The organism is Pseudomonas sp. BF-RE-22, from assembly GCF_019956155.1.
GTDB classification, from domain to species: Bacteria; Pseudomonadota; Gammaproteobacteria; order Pseudomonadales; family Pseudomonadaceae; genus Aquipseudomonas; species Aquipseudomonas migulae.
Genome location: NZ_JAHBDD010000023.1, coordinates 1 through 19,982, shown reverse-complemented (window position 1 = coordinate 19,982; position 19,982 = coordinate 1). Strand labels below are relative to the sequence as shown.

Here is a 19,982-nt window from a genome sequence, read left to right as displayed (position 1 = left end):
CCATGAGCCGTAAACAGCAATTGCTCAAGCGCCATCGGCGCCAGAAACGCATCGGCCTGCTGGTCGCGCTGGTGCTGTTGATTGCCATCGGCGTGCTGGTGGCCTGGTGGTTGCCGCTGATTCTGGCGGTCCTGGGCTGGATCGCTCACGAAGCATGGTTTGCGGACCATTTGTTTTATTCGCCCAAAGACGATTACGAATACAGCTTTCCTCCCTACACCCAGCAACCCAAGGTTCACCTGGACGGTGAACATTTGCGGCTGGATGATGGCGTCATGCTGGTGGACGACGCGACCCTGGTGCTGGCGTTACGGATCAAAAGTACCTGGCTGGGGCGCTTTCTCGACCCGATAGTGGAATTGTCGGGTGGCGACAGTCCGGACCGGCAAGTCTTTGAGCGCGGTGTGAACGGTCTGCGTTACCTCAACCTCAGCGGCCAGGCGCAGGTTCTGTCCAAAGGCGAGCTGCGTCTGCGCGGGCGTTTCTGTCGATTGCTCGGCGAACCGGTACTCTGGGCGTTCGAACATCCGGATTACAGCAATCGGCGGGTGATGGTGATCGCGCCCCACGCCGACGATGCCGAATTGGCCGCGTTCGGCTTGTACAGCAGTGCCAGCGAAAGCTGGATCGTGACGTTGACCGCCGGTGAAATCGAGGCCGAACACTACCAGCAGATGGGGCTCAAAGGCGTCGAGGCGTCCCGGTTGAAAGGTTCGCTTCGCGCTTGGGATAGTGTCAGTGTGCCATTGTGGGGCGGCGTACCTCAGGAGCGTTGTGTCCAGCTGGGCTACTTCTGTCTGCAGTTGCCAGCCATGCAAAACGCACCGGCCGAGGCCGTGCTGTCGCGCGAGGCGCAACTGGGCGATACCCGCTATTTTCGCCGGTTCAATCCGTTCGCCCTGGGCAGTGATGTGGATGGCGTGCCGTCATGGAACAACCTGGTGGCCGACCTGAAAGAGCTGATCGAGCGCATTCAGCCTCAGGTCATTGTCTTGCCGCATCCGCGCTTCGACCCGCACCCGGATCATCTATGCTCGCAACAAGCGGTGATGCAGGCGCTGGGCGGTACAGCCTGGCAGCCCGAGACTTTGTTGCATTACGCCAATCACCTGCACGATAACGATCGCTGGCCAATGGGCGATGCCGGTGCGGGTGTGGCGATGCCTCCGCAGATCAGTGCTGAAGAGCCGTTGCGTCCCTGGACGCTTTGTCTGTCGGCCGAAAAGCAGTGGCACAAGGCCATGTCGTTGGGCATGATGCACGACCTTCAACCGCGACTTCCCCTCAAGCGTGTACTCCGTCGGGCGATACAACGTTGTCTGGCGGCCAGACACTGGCCGACGTTCGGCGAAAACGAGTTCTTCCGTAAAGCGGTGCGACGCCATGAATTGTTCTGGGTCCATGAGCTGTCGGGAAAGAGAGAGACCAATTGAAAGTTCTGTTTCTGGTACAGAAAGAGCAGCGAGCGATCCTCGATCGGCTGTATGACGGTATTGCCGAGCAGTGCGACTGCGACAAGCGCGAATTGACCAGTGAGGAACAGGACGACTTGCGTGGCTACTTTCGCAAGCACGTAGATGTCTCCCGCTATGACCGGATCGTGTTCTTCCTGCGCTTCAAAAAAGAAATCAGACAGGTGAGGTTCATACAGACCCTGCCCAATCTGGTTATTCTGGAACACGATGCTTACCAGAATTACATTCCGTGCAAGTACACCGGAAAGTTCAGCGCCCATTACCGCAAGTTGCCTTGGGCGCGGGTGATCAGCTCGGGTTACATGGTCAGCCAGCGCCTGTGCGATGAAGGCTTTGACGCGCATTTCGTGCCCAAGGGCTACGATCAGGCGCTGTTGCAGAACCGTCAGCGTGAACGTGACATCGAGCTGGGTTTCGTCGGCAGCCTGAACAGTGTTGCCTATGCCGGACGCAGGGCGATGCTCGAGTCCGTGGCCGAAGTCGAAAACCTGCTGATCACGCGCACCAAGTCGGGTGAGGAATACTGCGAGACGTTGAGCCGGATCCGTTGTTTCGTGAGTGCCGATGTCGGCATGGGCGAATACATGATCAAGAATTTCGAGGCCATGGCCTGTGGTTGTGTGTTGTTTGCTTACGATCAGGGCGAAGAAGAGAATCGCGCATTGGGCTTTGTCGATATGCACAACATTGTGCTTTATCGAACGCGCGAGGAGCTGAGGGAAAAACTTGCGGTGTTGCGTGAGTCCCCGCAACTGACCGAGTCCATTTCATTGGCCGGGCAGGCTCTGGTAGAGCAGCGTTACACCTTCCGCGCCGTTGGGCATGCGATTGTCGACGCCTTGCGCGCGCCGCTACGCGAGCACGTTCCGCTGGGCTGGAAAGAAAAAATACGCTTAACGCTCGGGCTGTGAAGCCGGCGGTAAAACCACTAATGGAGCGGTGTAAATAAATGCTGTTCAGCGAGACTAGCGACATTTCGGTCGTCATCACCAGTTGCGGTCGCTTCGATCTGTTGAAGCGAACCCTGGAGACGTTTGACCGGTTCAATACGGCTCCCATCCGCAGGGTATTCATTACCGAAGACTCCGGCGACAGCGCCGTCGAGGCCTGCATTCCGGAGCACTGGCGGGCGCATACCCGTTTCTTCATCAACAATCCGCGACTGGGTCAGCTACGGTCCATCGATGCGGCCTATGCCGAGGTGCAGACCTCGTGGATTTTCCACTGCGAAGACGACTGGGACTTCTACCGCGAAGGGTTTATCGAAGAATCCCAATGCTTGCTGGAAGAAGATCCGCAAGCCTTGCAGGTGTGGCTGCGCAGCTTCAATCATGACCTCAAGGTTCACAGTCCTTATGTGTTTTTGAACGAGCGCAAGGTTAGCCATGGCATTCCCTACTATGTATTGGGCTCGCACAAGGCCGACTGGCAGGGCTTTTCCCTGAACCCGGGGCTGCGCCGTCGCGCGGATTACCTGATTCATGCGCCGTATGCCGCGTTTTCCGGGGAGAAAGACTTGTCGCGTCTGTATGCCGAAGAAAACCGCTATGCGTTGATTCTGGAAAACGATGCGGTCCTGCACACCGGTTTCGGTGAGCATGTGGTGGTTCCTCAGGAACGCAAAAACAAGTTGCGGCGTAAACGTCTCGATCGGATCAAGCTGGTCGTGGCCCTTATACTCGGTGTGGCAATAGGTTGGGCAGTCAATGGAATTTAGCGGCATGAAGCCAGGAAAAATCACCCTCACGTCGTATTTTGGATTGGCGCTCTGCCTGTTTCTGTTGAGTTTTGTGGTGGGTTGGTCATCGAAGTGGACCAACAATCTGTTCTACGGACTGATGGTCTTGCCAGGCCTGGTGTTCCTGATCAAGGAAAAGGGCGCGGGCCTGCTCAAGCAGCCGTTGGCGTGGGGGTGGCTGGCGTTCCTTTTGTGGTTTCTGGTGCCTGCTTCGATTGCCGGCGAACCTCAGTTCTTCAAGCACATCTTTTATGTGCTGATGTTTATCATGGTGGCCGGTGCGTTCACCGATCCGCAGTTCTTTCGTAGCCTTGCGTTTGCTCGTGCGCAGTTCTGGATCCTGACGCTGTACATTTTCATTTGCGCGATCTACAGCTGGAGCAGCGGTGAGCTCCCGTTCGGCGCCCGCCTGGCGTTACTGCCGGCACGATTGCAGAACATCATCTATGCGAGCATCTGGCTGTTCTGCTCGTTGGCATTGGTGCTGCCCATCTGGTTCAAAGAACGAAAACTGATTGAAGCTGGCCTGGGTATCGTCCTGTCGCTGTTCGCGGTGATCTTCGTCATGCAAACGCGTACTGCATTGGTGGGGGCCGTGCTCCTCATCGGCTGCTGGTTGCTTTATGGTCTTCACCAGAAACCGCGCCTGATCGGCAGCATCATTGTGATTGGTCTGGTGGCTCTGTGGGGCTTGTACGGGGTGGTGCACAACGAGCTCTGGTTCGAATCGCTCTTGAGCCGAGGCGATTCGTCTCGCGTCGAAATCTTTAACATCATGGTCGGCGAGTGGCACCGTTGCGGCTGGACGCTGGGCTGCGGCATCGGTTTTCACACCGATCAGCTACTCGTGGGCATGACGCCGATTCAGCATCCGCACAATATTTTTGTGGCGCTGGGGCTCTACAGCGGTGCGGTGGCGCTGGTGTTGTTTGTCGCGCTGATGGTGGCTTCACTTTGGCAGGCCTGGCGTCTGCGTGATGCCTGGGGCATGTATCTGGCGTGTGCGTTGGTGATGCTGAACTTCGATGGAAGTTTGCTGATCGGCAACCCTGACGAGTTGTGGCCGCTGGTGTTGCTGCCTTCGGCGATGATTCTCTCGCGTGTATTGAAAGCGCGACGCCAGGCACTGGCGTAATGCCTGACCTTCGCCTCCTCCCCGGAGGCGAAGGTGTCCAGATCATTTTTGCAGGGCGATGCTCAGTTCTTCCGCAGAGCAAACGCTCTGGGTCTGGCCATAATTCTGCATGAACACCTCACCGTGATCGTCGAGCAACCACTGGCGATCCTGCGGGTAACGCACCATATGCTTGAAGTTGCGCAGCCGCAGGGTCTTGCGCAGCGGACGGCGATAGACCCGCATATCGGCAATGTCGATCAAACCCAATTGATGCTCGGGCGTCAGCACGATGTTGCCCAGGTGCGCCGAGCGGAAATAGATCCCGCGCTCATGCAGGGTCGCCATGAAGGCCCCCAACTGGCCGCGCAGCGGATCAGCGTCGCCTTCGTCGTCCAGCAACTGGCGCAGGGTCTGACCCGGTAACGGATCGTAGTGCACGGCATCGCGCTCGATACTTGCGATGCGGTAGACCTGACGAATCGACGGGCAGGGAATGTGCCGTTCACGCAATGCATCACAATTGTCGGCAAAACGTTTGGCGTACGGATACCAGGCGGCCGACGTCAACAGACGCTTGCGGCGGAACAGCTTGAGGATCGAGCCGTCCGTCAACCGCAGCACCTTGTCTCCCGAACCATCCGCTTCAAGGACTTGTGCACCCTCGCGCAGGGCGAGGTATCGGGTGTGGTCAAGCGCTTGCATCAATACTCCGGGGTCGACGCCGTGAGGCATGGATAGCCGGCCATATTACCGCAGCTCAGCGACTAAAATGGCCTGTGTTACACTCGCGGGCTCTTTTCTCATACAACGGGTTCTCATGACTAGCCCTGATTCGCCTGCGCCGTCGAGCTTGAAGATTTACCTGCGCCTGCTGTCGTATGTGCGCCCGTACTGGGGCCTGTTTGCCATCAGTATCATTGGCTTCGTGATTTTTGCCTCGACACAGCCGATGCTGGCCGGGATTCTCAAATACTTCGTCGACGGCTTGAGCAACCCCGAAGCGGTGCTGTTCCCGAACGTTCCCTACCTGCAAGACTTGCAGTTGCTGATGGCTGTGCCGCTGCTGATCATCCTGATCGCGGCATGGCAAGGCCTGGGGTCGTTCCTGGGCAACTATTACCTGGCCAAGGTCTCCCTCGGTCTGGTTCACGACCTGCGCGTCGAACTGTTCAACAAATTGCTGGTGTTGCCCAACCGCTATTTCGACACCCATAACTCCGGGCACCTGATTTCGCGCATCACTTTTAACGTGACCATGGTCACCGGTGCTGCCACGGATGCCATCAAAGTGGTCATTCGCGAAGGCCTGACCGTGGTGTTCCTGTTTGGTTACCTGTTGTGGATGAACTGGCAACTGACCCTGGTGATGCTGGCGATCCTGCCGATCATCGCGGTCATGGTCAGCAGCGCGAGCAAGAAATTCCGCAAGCAAAGCAAGAAGATCCAGGTGGCGATGGGCGACGTGACACACGTGGCCTCCGAAACCATTCAGGGCTATCGAGTGGTGCGCAGCTTCGGCGGCGAAAGCTACGAAGAGCGGCGCTTTGCCGAAGCCAGTCAGGGCAACACCGACAAGCAATTGCGCATGACCAAGACCGGCGCGGTCTACACGCCGATGCTGCAGTTGGTGATCTACACCGCCATGGCAGTGCTGATGTTCCTCGTGTTGTTCCTGCGCGGTGATGCCACCGCAGGTGACCTGGTGGCCTACATCACCGCCGCCGGCCTGTTGCCGAAACCGATTCGCCAGTTGTCGGAAGTCAGTTCGACCATCCAGAAAGGCGTCGCCGGTGCCGAAAGCATTTTCGAACAACTGGACGTCGAGCCTGAGGTCGACACCGGCACCGTCGAGCGCGATCGCGTCAGCGGTCACCTGGAAGTGCGTAACCTGAGCTTCACCTACCCAGGTACCGACCGTGAAGTGCTGAAGAACATCAGCTTCACCGCGGCGCCGGGGCAAATGATTGCGCTGGTGGGGCGTTCCGGCAGCGGCAAGTCGACCCTGGCCAGTCTGATTCCGCGTTTCTATCACCATGAAACCGGCGAGATCCTGCTCGATGACGTAGAAATCGAAGATTACCGTCTGCGTAATCTGCGTCGGCATGTGGCGCAAGTGACGCAGCATGTGACCCTGTTCAACGACTCCATTGCCAACAACATTGCCTACGGCGACCTTGCCGGTGCGCCGCGTGAAGACATCGAAAAGGCCGCCACGGACGCTTATGCGATGGACTTCATCTCGCAAATGCCGCAAGGCCTGGATACTCAGGTCGGCGAAAACGGCGTGTTGCTGTCCGGTGGTCAGCGTCAGCGTCTGGCGATTGCCCGGGCCTTGTTGAAGAACGCACCGTTGCTGATTCTCGACGAGGCGACCTCGGCGCTCGATACCGAATCCGAGCGGCACATTCAGGCGGCGCTGGATCAGGTCATGAAAGGTCGCACCACGCTGGTGATCGCTCACCGCTTGTCGACCATCGAGAAGGCCGACCTGATCCTGGTCATGGACCATGGGGAAATTGTCGAGCGCGGCACCCACGCCCAGCTCCTGGCACAAAACGGCTACTACTCGCGGCTGCATGCGATGGGGCTCGATGCGCCGGCAGAAAACATCGCCTGACCCGACGCGAGGGTGAGCCAGGCTCACCCTCGCGCTCATCGACGTGCAATGCGTCCGGTGAATTGTATCCAGACCTTTACCTTTCTTGACCAAACCTGAATAAATCTCGGCAACGCGCTTGTTAAGGTTCCTGAACGAACTTTGACTTCAATCGAGGGGGCCATCCCCTTCGCGCGGGTGCTGCAATGTTGCAACGTTATCTCTGGAAGCTGTTGCCCAAGACGCAACGGCAATTCTTGCTGGGGCGCCTGTCGGTCGTGGACCGTCAGGTGGTCAATCGGTCGATGTCGGCCAACCTGTGCTTTCCCCGGCCTTTCACACAGCGTTCCTGTCTGTTCATTCACGTCCCCAAATGCGCCGGGAGCAGCGTCTGTGCGGCGCTGTTCGATGGCTGGAGCCCGGGGCACTTGCCCTTGTACTGGTACGAACAGCAATTTCCCGAGCAGTTTGCCGACAGTTTCAAGTTTGCTTTTGTTCGCGATCCGCTGGAAAGGGCGTACTCGGCCTACGCTTTTCTGCGGGGCAACGAGCTGAGCCTGCGCGACCGACCCGCGCAAAAAATGGTCAGCCACTACCGCGATTTCGACGATTTTGTCGCTCGCTGGCTGCACCCGGAAACGATCCACCGGCAGCTGCATTTCGCTGCGCAAACGGATTTTCTCACCGATTCCTTCGGGCACCTGGCGCTGGATTTCATTGGCTATCAGGAGCATCTGGAGCGCGACTTTCAGCGCGTGTGCGAGCAGGTGGGCGACGCGGTGCCGCTGCCGCACATCAACAGCTCGCAGCAGCGGCGCACAGCGCCTGCCCGTGACTTCTGCTCGGTACGCACCCGCCGGCTCGTACGGCGGGTGTACCAGCGCGATTACGAGATGCTCGGTTATGAATGAGGCGCTGTCGATGTCAGTCCCCGGGATCAGGCCTTATGCGTTGTCGCTGTCGATCAACGACCGTGCCGCGATCAAATCGCAGCGGCCGCGCTGCCTCTGGCTGACGGGGTTGTCCGGCGCGGGCAAGTCAACGCTGGCCAATGCCCTTGAGCTGCAACTCAATGAGCTCGGGCGGCATACCTTTGTGCTCGATGGTGACAATCTGCGCGCCGGTCTGTGCCGTGACCTGGGGATGGGGGCTGAGTGTCGTCGGGAAAATATCCGGCGCATGGCCGAGGTGGCGAGGCTGATGGTCGATGCCGGCCTGATCGTGATTGTTGCGGCGATTTCGCCGTTTCGGGCCGAGCGTGAAGCGGCGCGGCGCCTGTTCGCTGAGGGCGATTTTATCGAGGTGTATGTGAGCACCTCGTTCGCGGTGTGCGCGCAGCGCGACCCAAAAGGCTTGTACCGGGCGGCCCGGCAAGGACGGATCAAGGATTTCACGGGGATCGACAGTCCCTACGAGGCACCGTTGTGCGCCGAGTGTGAAATCGACACGCAAACGCTGGAGATGGCAGACGCTTGCCGGCGGTTATCGGGTTTATTGCTCAATAAATGAGCAATAAACCCTGCAAAATCATCCCGTTGCAGCCGCCACACAAGCCCACGCCAACCCTGTGTTAATATCCCGCCCCTGTTCATTCTGTATGTGGGTTGCTCCATGAAGTTGTCCATGCCGCGATTCGATCAAGCCCCTGTCTTGGTGGTCGGCGATGTCATGCTCGACCGTTACTGGCATGGTGGTACCTCACGGATTTCCCCTGAGGCGCCGGTACCCGTCGTCAAAGTCGAGCAAATCGAGGACCGCCCGGGCGGTGCCGCGAACGTTGCCCTGAACATTGCCGCCCTCGGCGCACCGGCCTCACTGGTCGGCGTGACCGGCGACGATGAAGCCGCCGACAGCCTGGCCAACAGCCTCAAGGGCGCTGGCGTACGGGCGTTGTTCCAGCGCATCGCGCACCAGCCGACCATCGTCAAGCTGCGGGTCATGAGCCGTCACCAGCAACTGCTGCGTATCGACTTTGAAGAACCCTTCGCCACCGACGCGTTGGCGCTCAGCGAGCAAGTCGATGAACTGCTCGAAGGCATCAAGGTGCTGGTGCTGTCCGACTACGGCAAAGGCGCATTGAGAAATCATCAAGTGCTGATCCAGGCCGCCCGTGCCCGTGGCATTCCGGTGCTGGCCGATCCCAAGGGCAAGGATTTCTCGATCTACCGGGGTGCGAGCCTGATCACTCCGAACCTCAGCGAATTCGAGACCATCGTCGGCGGTTGCGCCGATGAGCATGAACTCGTGAGCAAGGGCGCGCAGCTGATGCACGACCTCGACCTCGGCGCGTTGCTGGTGACTCGCGGCGAACACGGCATGACCCTGTTGCGCCCGGATCATCCGGCGTTGCACCTGCCGGCTCGGGCACGTGAAGTGTTCGACGTGACCGGTGCCGGCGATACCGTGATTTCCACCCTGGCGGCGGCGATTGCCGCGGGCGAGGAACTGCCTCACGCCGTGGCCCTGGCCAACCTGGCGGCAGGCATCGTTGTCGGCAAGCTCGGTACGGCTGCCATCAGCGCCCCGGAACTGCGTCGCGCCATCCAGCGTGAAGAAGGTTCCGAGCGCGGTGTGCTGGGTCTTGAGCAGTTGTTGCTGGCGGTCGATGATGCGCGTGCGCATAAAGAGAAGATCGTCTTCACCAATGGCTGCTTCGACATCCTGCACGCCGGCCACGTGACGTACCTCGAACAGGCGCGCGCTCAAGGCGATCGTCTGATCGTTGCGGTCAACGACGATGCTTCGGTCAGCCGCCTGAAAGGGCCGGGTCGTCCGATCAACAGCGTCGACCGTCGCATGGCGGTACTGGCAGGTCTGGGTGCGGTGGATTGGGTGATCAGCTTCCCTGAAGGCACCCCGGAAAACCTGCTGCGCGAGGTCAAGCCGGACGTGCTGGTCAAGGGCGGGGACTACGGGATCGACCAGGTCGTCGGTGCGGACATCGTGACGGCGTATGGCGGAACGGTAAAAGTGCTGGGGCTGGTGGAAAACAGTTCCACGACCGCGATAGTCGAAAAAATCCGCAAGTCCGAGTGATACCAAACCCTGTAGGAGCTGGCTTGCCAGCGATGGTCGTTAACGATGACGCTTGTTTACTGAATAAGCGCGGCGTCCTTGAGCCCATCGCTGGCAAGCCAGCTCCTACAGGGGGTATGTGTACATCCCGTTGAGATCAATTGATCTTACGAACTAACCTTCTTGCGCGGCACAATCTTTTTCAGCAATTGCTTCGCCTTCCCGCGCAACCGCGCCAAACCGGAATCTTTCCCCGGCGGGTTCAAGCCTTGCTGGCGCACCCAATCCTTCCAGCGAATCCGCTCATCGCGCACCAGCCAGCCTTGCTGCTGGGCAAAGCTCTCTGCCAGATACAATCCGCGTGTGCTCGCCGGGTAAAGGTGATCCTTTTTCAGGGTATACAACTCGGCCATCGGCTGGCCGTCCTGCAACGGCATCAGGTACAAGTCGGGGCGCTTGCGGTCGAGGCGGGCCACCAGTTGATCGCCCTCCAGTCGTTCGTCGACATGAAACAGGCTCAGGGATTTGGCTTCCTTGGGCACGTCCAGGCGCAAGTCATAGATCAGTTGCAGCGACGCGGTCGGCAGGTGCACGTAGGCGCGCGGTCGTTCGATCAACTGCAGGTTGGCGCAGCGCACCGGCCGCGCCGAGCCGGATAGCGGCGTCAGCCGAAACGGCAACGCCTCGCGATAGTGCAGCGCGGCGGAGTAGGGCGCCGGCAGCCAGGTGTCGTTGAAGCGCCCGCCGAGCCAGCCTTCCGGCGTTTCCAGCAGGCACTCTTCGGCAATCTCCTGGATGGCGGTGTGCAGCGGCAGGTTCAGTTCGTGGGCCGGCACGTAACCGGAGATCAGCTTGAGCACCACATCGCCACGGTCTTGCCGACGCTGACGTACCAACACCCAGTAATCGCGATTCTGCCAATGCAGGGTCAGGCGCACCGAAACCCCGAGATTGGCCAGCTCCACGGCGAACCGTTCGCTGTCAGCCACTGTCACCGGACGGCGACGTTGCAACGTCTGGGAAAAATTCAGCGGCATCCCGACGCTTTGATAACTCAGGCCTTCGGGAGTCGCTTCGACGAATAACGGCAGGGTCTTGAAGTTGCTCGGGTTCTTTCTAATGAGCGTACGCGGCATGTCGGCTCCTGCTTAAGGCCGCGTGGGGCGGCATCAGTTGCTACGTAGGACCTGGGCAACGGTCGCGACGTTGTGGGCGAGGTGCAGCGGATTGATGGTCCCGACAATAGCACTGGCCACCCCCGGATGTTCAAACAACAACTCGAAACTGGCGCGCACCGGATCCACGCCTGGACTCAGGCAGACGTGACCGCTGGCGAGGGCTTTTTTGACCAGGATGGCTTTGCCGTGATCAGCAGCATAGTCAATGACCGGCTTCTCGTTCCGTTCGTTCAGATTGTAGGTGACCATGGCGCAATCACCTTGTTCCAGAGCCTTCAAACCGCCTTCGACGGTTTTGCCGGAGAAACCATAGCCGCGAATCTTGCCTTCGGCCTTGAGCGCGGCGAGGGTTGCGTAGACTTCGCTGTCGTTGAGGATCGCCAGGTCGTTGCCGTCGGAGTGCACCAGCACCAGATCGATAAAATCGGTTTCCAGACGTTGCAGGCTGCGTTCCACCGAGAGCCGGGTATGCGCGGCGCTGAAATCGTGGCGGGACTGGCCGTCGGCAAACTCTTCGCCGACCTTGCTGACGATCACCCAGTCCTGGCGTTGACCGCGCAACAACGGGCCGAGTCGTTCTTCGCTGCGACCATAGGCCGGGGCGGTGTCGATCAGGTTGATGCCCAGGTCGCGCGTGAGTTTGAGCAGCATGCGCGCTTCGTCATCGTCGGGGATCTGGAAGCCGTTGGGGTATTTCACGCCTTGATCGCGACCGAGTTTGACGGTGCCCAAACCCAGGGGCGAAACCATCAGGCCGGTGCTGCCCAGCGGGCGATGCAAGTCGTGCAGGGTCGGTTGGCTCATGGCAGCAGTTGCTCCCAGGCCGGGACGCCCATCGGCGGCTTCGGCAACTCGGGCAGCGGCGCGGGAGGGCTTGGCTGGATGCCGTCACGTTGCAATGAGCTGATGACGCGGTCGGCAAAGTCCGGCGCCAGCGCCAGTTTGGTCGGCCAGCCGACCAGCAAACGGCCTTCTTCGGCAAGGAAGGCGTTGTCGGGGCGCGTCAGGCCCGATTGCAGCGGCTCGGCGCGGTCCACGCGCAAGGTCGCCCATTGCGCGGTACTCAAGTCGATCCATGGCAGCAACTGGCCGAGTTCTTTTTGCGCGGTGGCAATTTGCTCGGCGGGTTCGCGGGCAACCCCTTCGGCCTCGGCGATATCGCCACCCAGGTACCAGACCCATTGGCCATCGGCGGCCGGATGGGTGGTCACGGTGATGCGCGGCTTGGTGCCGCCACCCAGGCAATGGGCGTACAGCGGTTTGAGGCCGGGGCCTTTGGCGATGATCATGTGCAGCGGCCGACGTTGCATGGCGGGCTTGGTCAGCCCCAGTGCTTCGAGCAGCGCGGCCGTCCCGGCACCGGCACTCAAGATGATGCGTTGGGCGCGGATTTCACGCTCGTCGACCTTCAGGCCGACCAGAACGCCAGCTTCCAGCAACGGCTCGATCGTCTTCCCGGCGAGCAAGCCGTCACCGGCCAGGTCGGCGAGGCGCTGAATCAGGCTCGGCACGTCGATCACCAGTTCTGCCAGGCGATAGACCTTGCCCTTGAAGCGCTTGTCTTGCAGGGCCGGCGGCAATTGGTCGCCCTTGACCTGATCGACACGGCCGCGCACGGCTTTGCTGGCGAAGAAGCTGGTGAGGTTGCCGGCGATCGTGCCGGGGGACCAGAGGTAATGAGCTTCGGACAACAGGCGCACGCCAGACAAATCCAGTTCACCGTCACCGGCCAGGGCTTCACGCCAGCGGCGCGGCATGTCGGCGATGGCTTCCGAGGCGCCGGTCAGGGCGCCATGCAGCGCGTACTTGGCGCCGCCGTGGATGATGCCTTGGGACTTCAGGCTCTGCCCGCCACCGAGGGTGGCGCTTTCCACCAGCACGGTCGAAAAACCCTGGCGGCGCAGGCGCGCGTTCAGCCAGAGGCCGGCGACACCAGCGCCGACAATCAAAACGTCGGTGGAAATAACGGATGGCATGCAGCGACCTCAGTGTTCAAGACGAGGGCGCAGTATACAGACTCGAAGAATGGAGGTTTTGCTGGCAATCAATCCATAGCCAGACACAAATCCTGTGGGAGTGAGCCTGCTCGCGATGAGGGCGGTACATTCAGCGGAGATGTTGGCTGACATACCGCAATCGCGAGCAGGCTCGCCCCTACAATGGATTGTGTTTCAGGGCTTAGTGCCCGGCGGTTTTGGAGAAGAGCTGGATGACCACAACGCCAAGCACGATGAGCGCCATCCCGAGCATCGCCGGCACATCCAGCTTCTGCCCGTAGATAAACAGCGCCGCGACGCTGACCATCACGATCCCCATGCCGGCCCACACCGCGTAAGCCACACCCACCGGCACGCTGCGCACCACCAGCGTCAGCATCCAGAAGGCAATGCCATAACCGACGATCACCAGAATCAGCGGCAGCGGCGTGCTGATGCCTTTGACCGCTTTCATCGAAACAGTGGCGATCACTTCGGCGCAGATGGCGATGGCCAGGTAGTAGTAAGCGGTCATGGGTGCATCCTCGTGTGAAGTGTTGCTTTATGAGGTCGGCATTTTAGAGGTTGCTCAGATGGGGTAAAGTCATTACCTATCTGTGTGGGAGATGGGTTGGCCATGAACATTCAATGGAATCTGGAGCAGTTGCGTTTGTTCGTCAGCGTTGCCGAGCAGCGATCGTTTTCCGCTGTGGCGCGGGACCAGCGCAAGGCGCAGTCGGCGGTCAGCAGTTCGATAGCGCTGTTGGAAGAAGACCTGGGTGTGAGCCTGTTCGACCGCAGCAGCGGCCGGCAGCCGAAACTCACTGAGGCCGGCAATGCGTTGCTGGATGAGGCGCGGGAAGTGCTGCGTCAATGCGAGCGCCTGAATGGCCGTGCGCTGGCAATGACGCGTGGGCAGGAAGCTCGCCTGCGCGTGGCTCAGGATGAGGCGATGCCGTATCAGCCGATCATTGAAAGTTTCGAAGCCCTGGCGGAACAGTTTCCCAGCCTTGAAGTGCAATTGACCAGCGCTGCCCAGGGCGATGTGGCGCGCAAGCTGGTGGAGCGCCGGGCCGATCTCGGTCTGTTGTTTTACCACGATCAGATTCCCGAGGCGCTCGAACGGCGAGTGCTGGGCAGCGTCGAAATGGTCACGGTGTGCGGCGTCGGGCATCCATTGGCAACGCAGGCTCCGGTCGATTGTCAGCAACTGGCGCAGCATCGGCAGTTGCTGATGTCGACCCAGTCCAGTGTGTATCCCGGCAGCGAGCCGGCCAGCCCGCAGGTCTGGCGGGCCGACAGTTTCTATGTGATGGCCGAATGGCTGGTGCGTGGCCTCGGCTGGGCCTGGTTGCCACGGCACGTGGTGCAGTATCCGGCGTATCAGGGGCTGATGGTCGAACTGGCCAGCGAATGGACGCCGCCGGCGCTGGTGGTGGAACTGGTCTGGCGCCGGGATGAACCGCTCGGCCCGGCGGCCCGTTGGCTGGCGGAACGTTTTGCCGTGCACTTGCAGGCGATCGGCGAAAAAACCGATAAACTCCGCCGCCATGAATAGAACTCTCTACACCGCGCTGTTTTACCTGGGGCTGCCACTGGTAGCGATTCGGCTGTGGCTGCGCTCGCGCAAGGCACCGGCGTATGCCAAACGCATCGGCGAGCGGTTCTCGCTCGGGCTGCCGGCGATGAAGCCGGGCGGCATCTGGGTGCACGCGGTGTCCGTGGGCGAAAGCATTGCCGCAGCGCCGATGATTCGCGCGTTGCTGCAACGTTATCCAGCGCTGCCGATCACCGTGACCTGCATGACGCCGACGGGCTCCGAACGCATCCACGCCTTGTTCGCCAACGAGCCGCGCATCCAGCACTGCTATTTGCCTTACGACTTGCCATGCGCGGCGGCGCGGTTTCTTGACCGGGTCCGGCCAACACTGGCGGTGATCATGGAAACCGAACTCTGGCCCAACCACATTCACCAGTGCGCCAAACGCGGGATTCCTGTGGCGCTGGCCAACGCACGACTGTCCGAGCGTTCCGCCAAAGGCTATGGCCGCTTCGGTAAATTGACTCAGCCGATGCTCGCCGAAATGAGCCTGTTCGCCGTGCAGACCGAAGCCGAGGCCCAGCGCTTCCGCGATTTGGGCGCCCGTGCGGAAACGGTTGAGGTGACCGGTTCGATCAAGTTCGACCTGACCATCGACCCGCAACTGCTTCAGCGTGCGACCGAGTTGCGTGGGCAATGGCGGGCGCAGGAGCGTCCGGTGTGGATCGCCGCCAGCACTCACGACGGTGAAGACGAAGTGGTGCTGGCGGCGCATCGTCAACTGCTCGACAGTCATCCTGATACGTTGCTGATTCTGGTGCCGCGTCATCCGGAGCGTTTCAACGCGGTGTTCGAGCTTTGCAGGCAACAGGGCTTCGCCACGGTGCGTCGTTCCTCCGGCGAACCGGTCACCGCCGATACGTCGGTGTTGCTCGGCGACACCATGGGCGAGTTGCTGTTTTTGTATGCCCTGGCCGACAGCGCTTTTGTCGGCGGCAGTCTGGTGCCGAACGGTGGCCATAACTTGCTGGAACCCGCCGCGCTGGCGAAACCGGTGCTGAGTGGGCCGCACCTGTTCAACTTCCTCGAAATCGCCGCGCAGTTGCGCAGCGCCGGGGCATTGCAGGAAGTGGAAGATGCCGAGGGGCTGGCGCTGGCGGTGCAGCGACTGTTCGAATTGCCGCGCGATGCGCAGCGAATGGCAGACGCGGGGCTGAAAGTGATGCGCACCAATCAGGGCGCGTTGCAGCGGTTGCTGGATGGGTTGGATCGATTGATCAATCGCTGACCTGTAGGAGCCAGGCTTGCTGGCGAAGACTTCCTTGAAATCGCCTTCGCCGGCAAGCCTGGCTCCTACGGGTTTTGCGTGAACCCAGAAACCCCGTCATCCCCCGATTCTGTAGGAGCCAGCTTGCTGGCGAAGGCGTCTTCAGAACCGCCATCACCCGCCCATTACTGCCCCGGTTTTGCCTTTAACTGCTCAGCCGCAGCCTTGGCCAGGTCCGGTGGCAGGAAGTCCTTGTCCGGGTTGTAGTCAGCCTTGAGATAGCGCTTGAGGTCCTGCAAATCCCCCGGGTTCAGCGTGCCGGCGGCTTGCTTCAGGCGCAGGTTGTCGAGGATGTAGTCGTAGCGGGTGTTGTTGTAATTGCGCACCGAGGTGTACAGCTGACGCTGCGCGTCGAGCACATCGACGATGTTGCGCGTGCCCACCTGATAACCGATTTCGGTCGCTTCCACCGCGCTCTGGTTGGAGATGATCGACTGCTTGCGCGCCTGCACCTGCTCGACATCGGTGTTCACCGCGCGGTGCAGGTTGCGGGTGTTTTCCACCACTTGCCGACGCAGGCCTTCACGCTGTTGTTCGGTCTGATCCAGGCGTGAGTACGACTCGCGAACCTGCGAGCTGGTCAGCCCGCCGCTGTAGATCGGGATGTTCAATTGCAGCGCCAGCGTGCGTTGCTCGACGGGGCCACCATACGGCTGGCCGAAGCCGTTCGGGTTGCTGAAGCCCAAGGCATCGTTATCGCCTTTCTCATACTTGGCCACCGCATCCACCGTCGGTGCGTGGCCGGCCTTGCGCTGCTTCAGGGTTTCTTCGGCGGCGCTGACCGCGTAGTTGCTGGCCAGCAGGTTCAGGTTCTGTTTGGCGGCGGTGTCGACCCAGGCCTTGGCGTCGTTCGGTGCCGGCGGCAGGATCGGCAAGGTGTGGACGATGCCCTGAATCGAGTTGTACTGACGGTTGGTCAGGGTGATCAACGCTTCAAACGCATCATCCACCTGACGCTGCGCAACGATCCGGTTGGCCCGTGCGGTGTCGTAACTGGCTTGCGATTGCAGCACGTCGGTCTTGTCCGACAGGCCGACATCGAAGCGTTCGTTGGACTGGTCGAGCTGACGCTTGAATGCCGCTTCCTCAGCCTTGGTCGAGGCCAGGTTGTCCTGGCTGCGCAGCACGTTGAAGTAGTCCTCGGCGGTTTGCAGGATCAGGTTTTGCTCGGTCGCCGAGAGTTGCAGGGCGGCTTGCTCATTGACGTCCTTGGCGGCCTGGTACTGGAACCAGCGATCGGCACGAAACAAAGGCTGAGCCAACGTTGCCTGATAGGAATTGGCGCTACGGTTGGCAACGGACGACGGTTGATCGATATCGGTGCGCACGTTGGCCAACTGGGCGCCACCGGAAATATTCGGCAGCAAGCCGGCGCGCGCCTGGGGCACGACTTCTTTCTGCGCGCCGTATTGGGCGCGGGCGGCGGCCAGGTCGGCGTTGTTGTCCACCGCTTCCTGGTAGACGCTGACCAGATCGGTCTTGGTCGATAAGGGCGCTTCTGCTGCCCAGGCCATTCCATTGGAAGCACAAGACACGGCAAGGGCCAGTGAGAGTTTGCGCAGCATGAGGCCATCCCTAAAAATTACACTGATAATTTGAGCGCCAAAGGTACGGCGCAGCCCACTCAGCGTCAATGCGCGACATGGCCGTTGCGAGTGTAGTTGCGCATACGTGCGGCAACAATCGTCTGATTGCGCCATTCATCATGGTGTTTACTGCGGTGTTGGCGTTCTTTGTCAGTTGTGTCTAGACTGGCCGGGTTCTTGTCGGGGTGCCTTGCTATGAGGCTGAGATCGAATAATTTCGGATCCCGTTGAACCTGATCAGGTTAGCGCCTGCGTAGGGAACAAGATTTCTCGTCACCCGGCGAGTCCTCTTGTGCTTCGTCCGGGATGTTGTTCGACAATCGAACACCCCTCGAGCACTGAGCACAGCACTGCTGGTTTTCCCAGCGCCCGTGCGTCCATTCGATTACAGGTTCGCTCCGACAAAAATCCACTGCCTGGATGTGTTCGGAGAGCCCGTGATGACGATAAAACCAAAAAACATAACGAACCTGAGTGACTCGGCCCAAGTCGATCAACAATCGGTTCAACCGTTTACCCGCTCGCAAAAAATCTACGTTCAGGGCTCCCGCCCGGACATCCTCGTGCCGATGCGCGAAATCAGCCTTGATGTGACCCCGACCGACTTCGGCGGTGAGATCAACGCGCCGGTTGTCGTGTACGACACCTCGGGTCCGTACACCGACCCCAACGTGATCATCGACGTGCGCAAAGGCCTGGCCGACATCCGCTCGCCGTGGATCGAAGCCCGTGGCGACACCGAGCGTCTGCCCGGCCTCAGCTCGAACTTCGGCAAGGAACGCCTCGCCGATCCGGAGCTGACCAAGCTGCGATTCGCTCACGTGAACAACCCGCGCCGCGCCAAGGCCGGTGGCAACGTCACGCAAATGCACTACGCGCGTCAGGGCATCATCACGCCCGAGATGGAATTCGTCGCCATCCGCGAAAACATGAAGCTTGAAGTCGCCCGTGCCGCTGGCCTGCTGGATCAGCAACACGCTGGCCACAGCTTCGGCGCCAGCGTGCCGAAAATCATCACCCCCGAATTCGTTCGTGAAGAGATCGCCCGCGGTCGCGCGATCATCCCGGCCAACATCAACCACACCGAACTGGAACCGATGATCATCGGCCGTAACTTCCTGGTGAAGATCAACGGCAACATCGGCAACAGCGCACTGGGTTCGTCCATCGAAGAAGAAGTGGCGAAACTGACCTGGGGCATCCGCTGGGGCGCGGACAACATCATGGACTTGTCCACCGGCAAGCACATTCATGAAACCCGCGAGTGGATCATCCGCAACTCGCCAGTGCCGATCGGCACCGTGCCGATTTATCAGGCGCTGGAAAAAGTCGGCGGCGCTGCCGAAGACCTGACCTGGGAGCTGTTCCGCGACACGCTGATCGAACAGGCCGAACAGGGCGTCGATTACTTCACCATCCACGCCGGCGTGCTGCTGCGCTACGTGCCGCTGACCGCCAAACGTGTGACCGGCATCGTTTCCCGTGGCGGTTCGATCATGGCCAAGTGGTGCCTGGCGCACCACAAAGAAAACTTCGCTTACACGCATTTCGAAGAGATCTGCGAAATCATGAAGGCCTACGACGTCAGCTTCTCGCTGGGCGACGGCCTGCGTCCGGGCTCGATTGCCGACGCCAACGACGCCGCGCAATTCGGTGAGCTGGAAACCCTCGGCGAGCTGACCAAGATCGCTTGGAAGCACGACGTGCAAACCATGATCGAAGGCCCGGGCCACGTGCCGATGCAGTTGATCAAAGAGAACATGGACAAGCAGCTCGAGTGCTGCGACGAGGCGCCGTTCTACACCCTCGGCCCGCTGACCACTGACATCGCGCCAGGCTACGACCACATCACCTCGGGTATCGGTGCGGCGATGATCGGCTGGTTCGGTTGCGCGATGCTCTGCTACGTGACGCCGAAGGAACATTTGGGCCTGCCGAACAAGGATGACGTGAAGACCGGGATCATCACTTACAAGATCGCCGCGCATGCCGCCGATCTGGCGAAGGGGCACCCGGGCGCGCAGATTCGCGACAATGCCTTGAGCAAGGCGCGATTCGAGTTCCGTTGGGAAGACCAGTTCAACCTGGGCCTCGATCCGGACACCGCACGTTCGTATCACGACGAAACCTTGCCGAAGGATTCGGCCAAGGTCGCGCATTTCTGTTCGATGTGCGGGCCGAAATTCTGCTCGATGAAAATCACCCAGGAAGTCCGCGAGTACGCGGCCAACCAGCGCATCGAGACCGTCGACGCCGAAGTCGCCCGGGGATTGGCGGAACAGGCAGAGCGGTTCAAGCAGGAAGGCAGTCAGCTGTACAAGAAGGTTTGATCTGATCCGCAGCGTCAGTGCTTCTTGACTGGCGCATACCCTGTAGGAGCGAGGCTTGCCCGCGAAGGCGTTTTACCTGACACACCGCCTTCGCGGGCAAGCCT

The 19,982-nt window shown here is 60.3% G+C and carries 17 protein-coding genes and 1 riboswitch; of the genes, 11 read left to right on the top strand and 6 right to left on the bottom strand.

The annotated features are described in order from the left end of the window. Window positions 1-2: 2 nt before the first annotated feature. The 4 genes from KGA82_RS14405 to KGA82_RS14390 are packed head-to-tail and all read left to right on the top strand — an operon-like array spanning window position 3 to window position 4,348. Window positions 3-1,433, top strand: a complete 1,431-nt coding sequence (locus KGA82_RS14405; RefSeq protein WP_223450905.1) for a PIG-L deacetylase family protein — start codon at window positions 3-5, stop codon at window positions 1,431-1,433. Next, window positions 1,430-2,386, top strand: a complete 957-nt coding sequence (locus KGA82_RS14400) for a glycosyltransferase (protein ID WP_223450903.1) — start codon at window positions 1,430-1,432, stop codon at window positions 2,384-2,386. The genes KGA82_RS14405 and KGA82_RS14400 overlap by 4 nt, the downstream gene beginning before the upstream one ends. Window positions 2,387-2,424: 38 nt before the next feature. Next, window positions 2,425-3,192, top strand: a complete 768-nt coding sequence (locus tag KGA82_RS14395) for a glycosyltransferase family 2 protein (protein WP_223450901.1) — start codon at window positions 2,425-2,427, stop codon at window positions 3,190-3,192. Window positions 3,193-3,196: 4 nt separating this feature from the next. Continuing rightward, complete coding sequence (locus KGA82_RS14390; protein WP_223450899.1) at window positions 3,197-4,348, top strand: O-antigen ligase domain-containing protein; 1,152 nt, start codon at window positions 3,197-3,199, stop codon at window positions 4,346-4,348. 42 nt (window positions 4,349-4,390) lie between these two features. Here the strand turns inward: KGA82_RS14390 and KGA82_RS14385 are convergent, their stop codons facing one another. Beyond that, window positions 4,391-5,032, bottom strand: a complete 642-nt coding sequence (locus KGA82_RS14385; protein WP_223450897.1) for a toluene tolerance protein — start codon at window positions 5,030-5,032, stop codon at window positions 4,391-4,393. 115 nt (window positions 5,033-5,147) lie between these two features. On the opposite strand from KGA82_RS14385, the gene msbA reads away from it, so the two are divergent. The 4 genes from msbA to hldE all read left to right on the top strand — a co-directional run bounded on the left by msbA (window position 5,148) and on the right by hldE (window position 9,962). Then, window positions 5,148-6,947, top strand: coding sequence for a lipid A export permease/ATP-binding protein MsbA (gene msbA / locus KGA82_RS14380; protein ID WP_223450895.1), 1,800 nt, complete (start codon window positions 5,148-5,150; stop codon window positions 6,945-6,947). Window positions 6,948-7,132: 185 nt separating this feature from the next. Beyond that, complete coding sequence (locus KGA82_RS14375) at window positions 7,133-7,837, top strand: sulfotransferase family 2 domain-containing protein (protein WP_223450894.1); 705 nt, start codon at window positions 7,133-7,135, stop codon at window positions 7,835-7,837. After that, on the top strand, window positions 7,830-8,435 hold the full coding sequence (gene cysC / locus KGA82_RS14370) for an adenylyl-sulfate kinase (RefSeq protein ID WP_192226909.1): 606 nt from the start codon (window positions 7,830-7,832) through the stop codon (window positions 8,433-8,435). The genes KGA82_RS14375 and cysC overlap by 8 nt, the downstream gene beginning before the upstream one ends. 102 nt (window positions 8,436-8,537) lie before the next feature. After that, window positions 8,538-9,962 carry a bifunctional D-glycero-beta-D-manno-heptose-7-phosphate kinase/D-glycero-beta-D-manno-heptose 1-phosphate adenylyltransferase HldE gene (gene hldE, locus KGA82_RS14365; RefSeq protein WP_008040393.1) on the top strand — a complete coding sequence of 475 codons (1,425 nt, stop codon included), beginning with the start codon at window positions 8,538-8,540 and terminating at the stop codon, window positions 9,960-9,962. 146 nt (window positions 9,963-10,108) lie between these two features. Here the strand turns inward: hldE and KGA82_RS14360 are convergent, their stop codons facing one another. From KGA82_RS14360 to KGA82_RS14345, 4 genes are all read right to left on the bottom strand, one after another. Further along, window positions 10,109-11,077, bottom strand: coding sequence for a hypothetical protein (locus tag KGA82_RS14360; protein ID WP_008040396.1), 969 nt, complete (start codon window positions 11,075-11,077; stop codon window positions 10,109-10,111). 33 nt (window positions 11,078-11,110) lie between these two features. Further along, window positions 11,111-11,923, bottom strand: a complete 813-nt coding sequence (locus KGA82_RS14355) for an aldo/keto reductase (protein ID WP_008027882.1) — start codon at window positions 11,921-11,923, stop codon at window positions 11,111-11,113. Further along, on the bottom strand, window positions 11,920-13,095 hold the full coding sequence (locus KGA82_RS14350) for an NAD(P)/FAD-dependent oxidoreductase (RefSeq protein ID WP_223450893.1): 1,176 nt from the start codon (window positions 13,093-13,095) through the stop codon (window positions 11,920-11,922). Before KGA82_RS14350 ends, KGA82_RS14355 begins: the two co-directional genes overlap by 4 nt. A 202-nt stretch (window positions 13,096-13,297) precedes the next feature. Then, window positions 13,298-13,630 (bottom strand): DMT family transporter, encoded by a 333-nt coding sequence (locus tag KGA82_RS14345; protein ID WP_084320936.1) that lies wholly within the window; start codon window positions 13,628-13,630, stop codon window positions 13,298-13,300. Between the two features lie 102 nt (window positions 13,631-13,732). On the opposite strand from KGA82_RS14345, the gene KGA82_RS14340 reads away from it, so the two are divergent. Together KGA82_RS14340 and waaA are read left to right on the top strand one after the other, a co-directional pair. Next, complete coding sequence (locus tag KGA82_RS14340; protein ID WP_008040402.1) at window positions 13,733-14,653, top strand: LysR family transcriptional regulator; 921 nt, start codon at window positions 13,733-13,735, stop codon at window positions 14,651-14,653. Then, window positions 14,646-15,923: a lipid IV(A) 3-deoxy-D-manno-octulosonic acid transferase gene (gene waaA, locus KGA82_RS14335; protein WP_223450892.1), complete on the top strand. Its 1,278-nt coding sequence runs from the start codon at window positions 14,646-14,648 to the stop codon at window positions 15,921-15,923. The genes KGA82_RS14340 and waaA overlap by 8 nt, the downstream gene beginning before the upstream one ends. A 164-nt stretch (window positions 15,924-16,087) precedes the next feature. On the opposite strand, the gene KGA82_RS14330 is transcribed toward waaA, so the two are convergent. Further along, window positions 16,088-17,527, bottom strand: a complete 1,440-nt coding sequence (locus KGA82_RS14330; protein WP_008027893.1) for a TolC family outer membrane protein — start codon at window positions 17,525-17,527, stop codon at window positions 16,088-16,090. A gap of 192 nt (window positions 17,528-17,719) precedes the next feature. Beyond that, a riboswitch (TPP riboswitch) is annotated at window positions 17,720-17,825 on the top strand. A gap of 163 nt (window positions 17,826-17,988) precedes the next feature. Here KGA82_RS14330 and thiC point away from each other — a divergent pair. Next, window positions 17,989-19,878, top strand: a complete 1,890-nt coding sequence (gene thiC, locus KGA82_RS14325) for a phosphomethylpyrimidine synthase ThiC (protein WP_008027894.1) — start codon at window positions 17,989-17,991, stop codon at window positions 19,876-19,878. Window positions 19,879-19,982: the final 104 nt, after the last annotated feature.

Bases quoted from the DNA above. Each gene is read 5' to 3' on its own strand.
- KGA82_RS14360 (WP_008040396.1), bottom strand. From the start codon at position 11,077: ATGCCGCGTACGCTCATTAGAAAGAACCCGAGCAACTTCAAGACCCTG.
- KGA82_RS14395 (WP_223450901.1), top strand. From the start codon at position 2,425: ATGCTGTTCAGCGAGACTAGCGACATTTCGGTCGTCATCACCAGTTGC.
- KGA82_RS14385 (WP_223450897.1), bottom strand. From the start codon at position 5,032: ATGCAAGCGCTTGACCACACCCGATACCTCGCCCTGCGCGAGGGTGCA.
- KGA82_RS14350 (WP_223450893.1), bottom strand. From the start codon at position 13,095: ATGCCATCCGTTATTTCCACCGACGTTTTGATTGTCGGCGCTGGTGTC.
- KGA82_RS14330 (WP_008027893.1), bottom strand. From the start codon at position 17,527: ATGCTGCGCAAACTCTCACTGGCCCTTGCCGTGTCTTGTGCTTCCAAT.
- KGA82_RS14340 (WP_008040402.1), top strand. From the start codon at position 13,733: ATGAACATTCAATGGAATCTGGAGCAGTTGCGTTTGTTCGTCAGCGTT.
- cysC (WP_192226909.1), top strand. From the start codon at position 7,830: ATGAATGAGGCGCTGTCGATGTCAGTCCCCGGGATCAGGCCTTATGCG.
- hldE (WP_008040393.1), top strand. From the start codon at position 8,538: ATGAAGTTGTCCATGCCGCGATTCGATCAAGCCCCTGTCTTGGTGGTC.
- KGA82_RS14405 (WP_223450905.1), top strand. From the start codon at position 3: ATGAGCCGTAAACAGCAATTGCTCAAGCGCCATCGGCGCCAGAAACGC.
- msbA (WP_223450895.1), top strand. From the start codon at position 5,148: ATGACTAGCCCTGATTCGCCTGCGCCGTCGAGCTTGAAGATTTACCTG.
- KGA82_RS14345 (WP_084320936.1), bottom strand. From the start codon at position 13,630: ATGACCGCTTACTACTACCTGGCCATCGCCATCTGCGCCGAAGTGATC.
- waaA (WP_223450892.1), top strand. From the start codon at position 14,646: ATGAATAGAACTCTCTACACCGCGCTGTTTTACCTGGGGCTGCCACTG.
- thiC (WP_008027894.1), top strand. From the start codon at position 17,989: ATGACGATAAAACCAAAAAACATAACGAACCTGAGTGACTCGGCCCAA.
- KGA82_RS14390 (WP_223450899.1), top strand. From the start codon at position 3,197: ATGAAGCCAGGAAAAATCACCCTCACGTCGTATTTTGGATTGGCGCTC.
- KGA82_RS14355 (WP_008027882.1), bottom strand. From the start codon at position 11,923: ATGAGCCAACCGACCCTGCACGACTTGCATCGCCCGCTGGGCAGCACC.
- KGA82_RS14375 (WP_223450894.1), top strand. From the start codon at position 7,133: ATGTTGCAACGTTATCTCTGGAAGCTGTTGCCCAAGACGCAACGGCAA.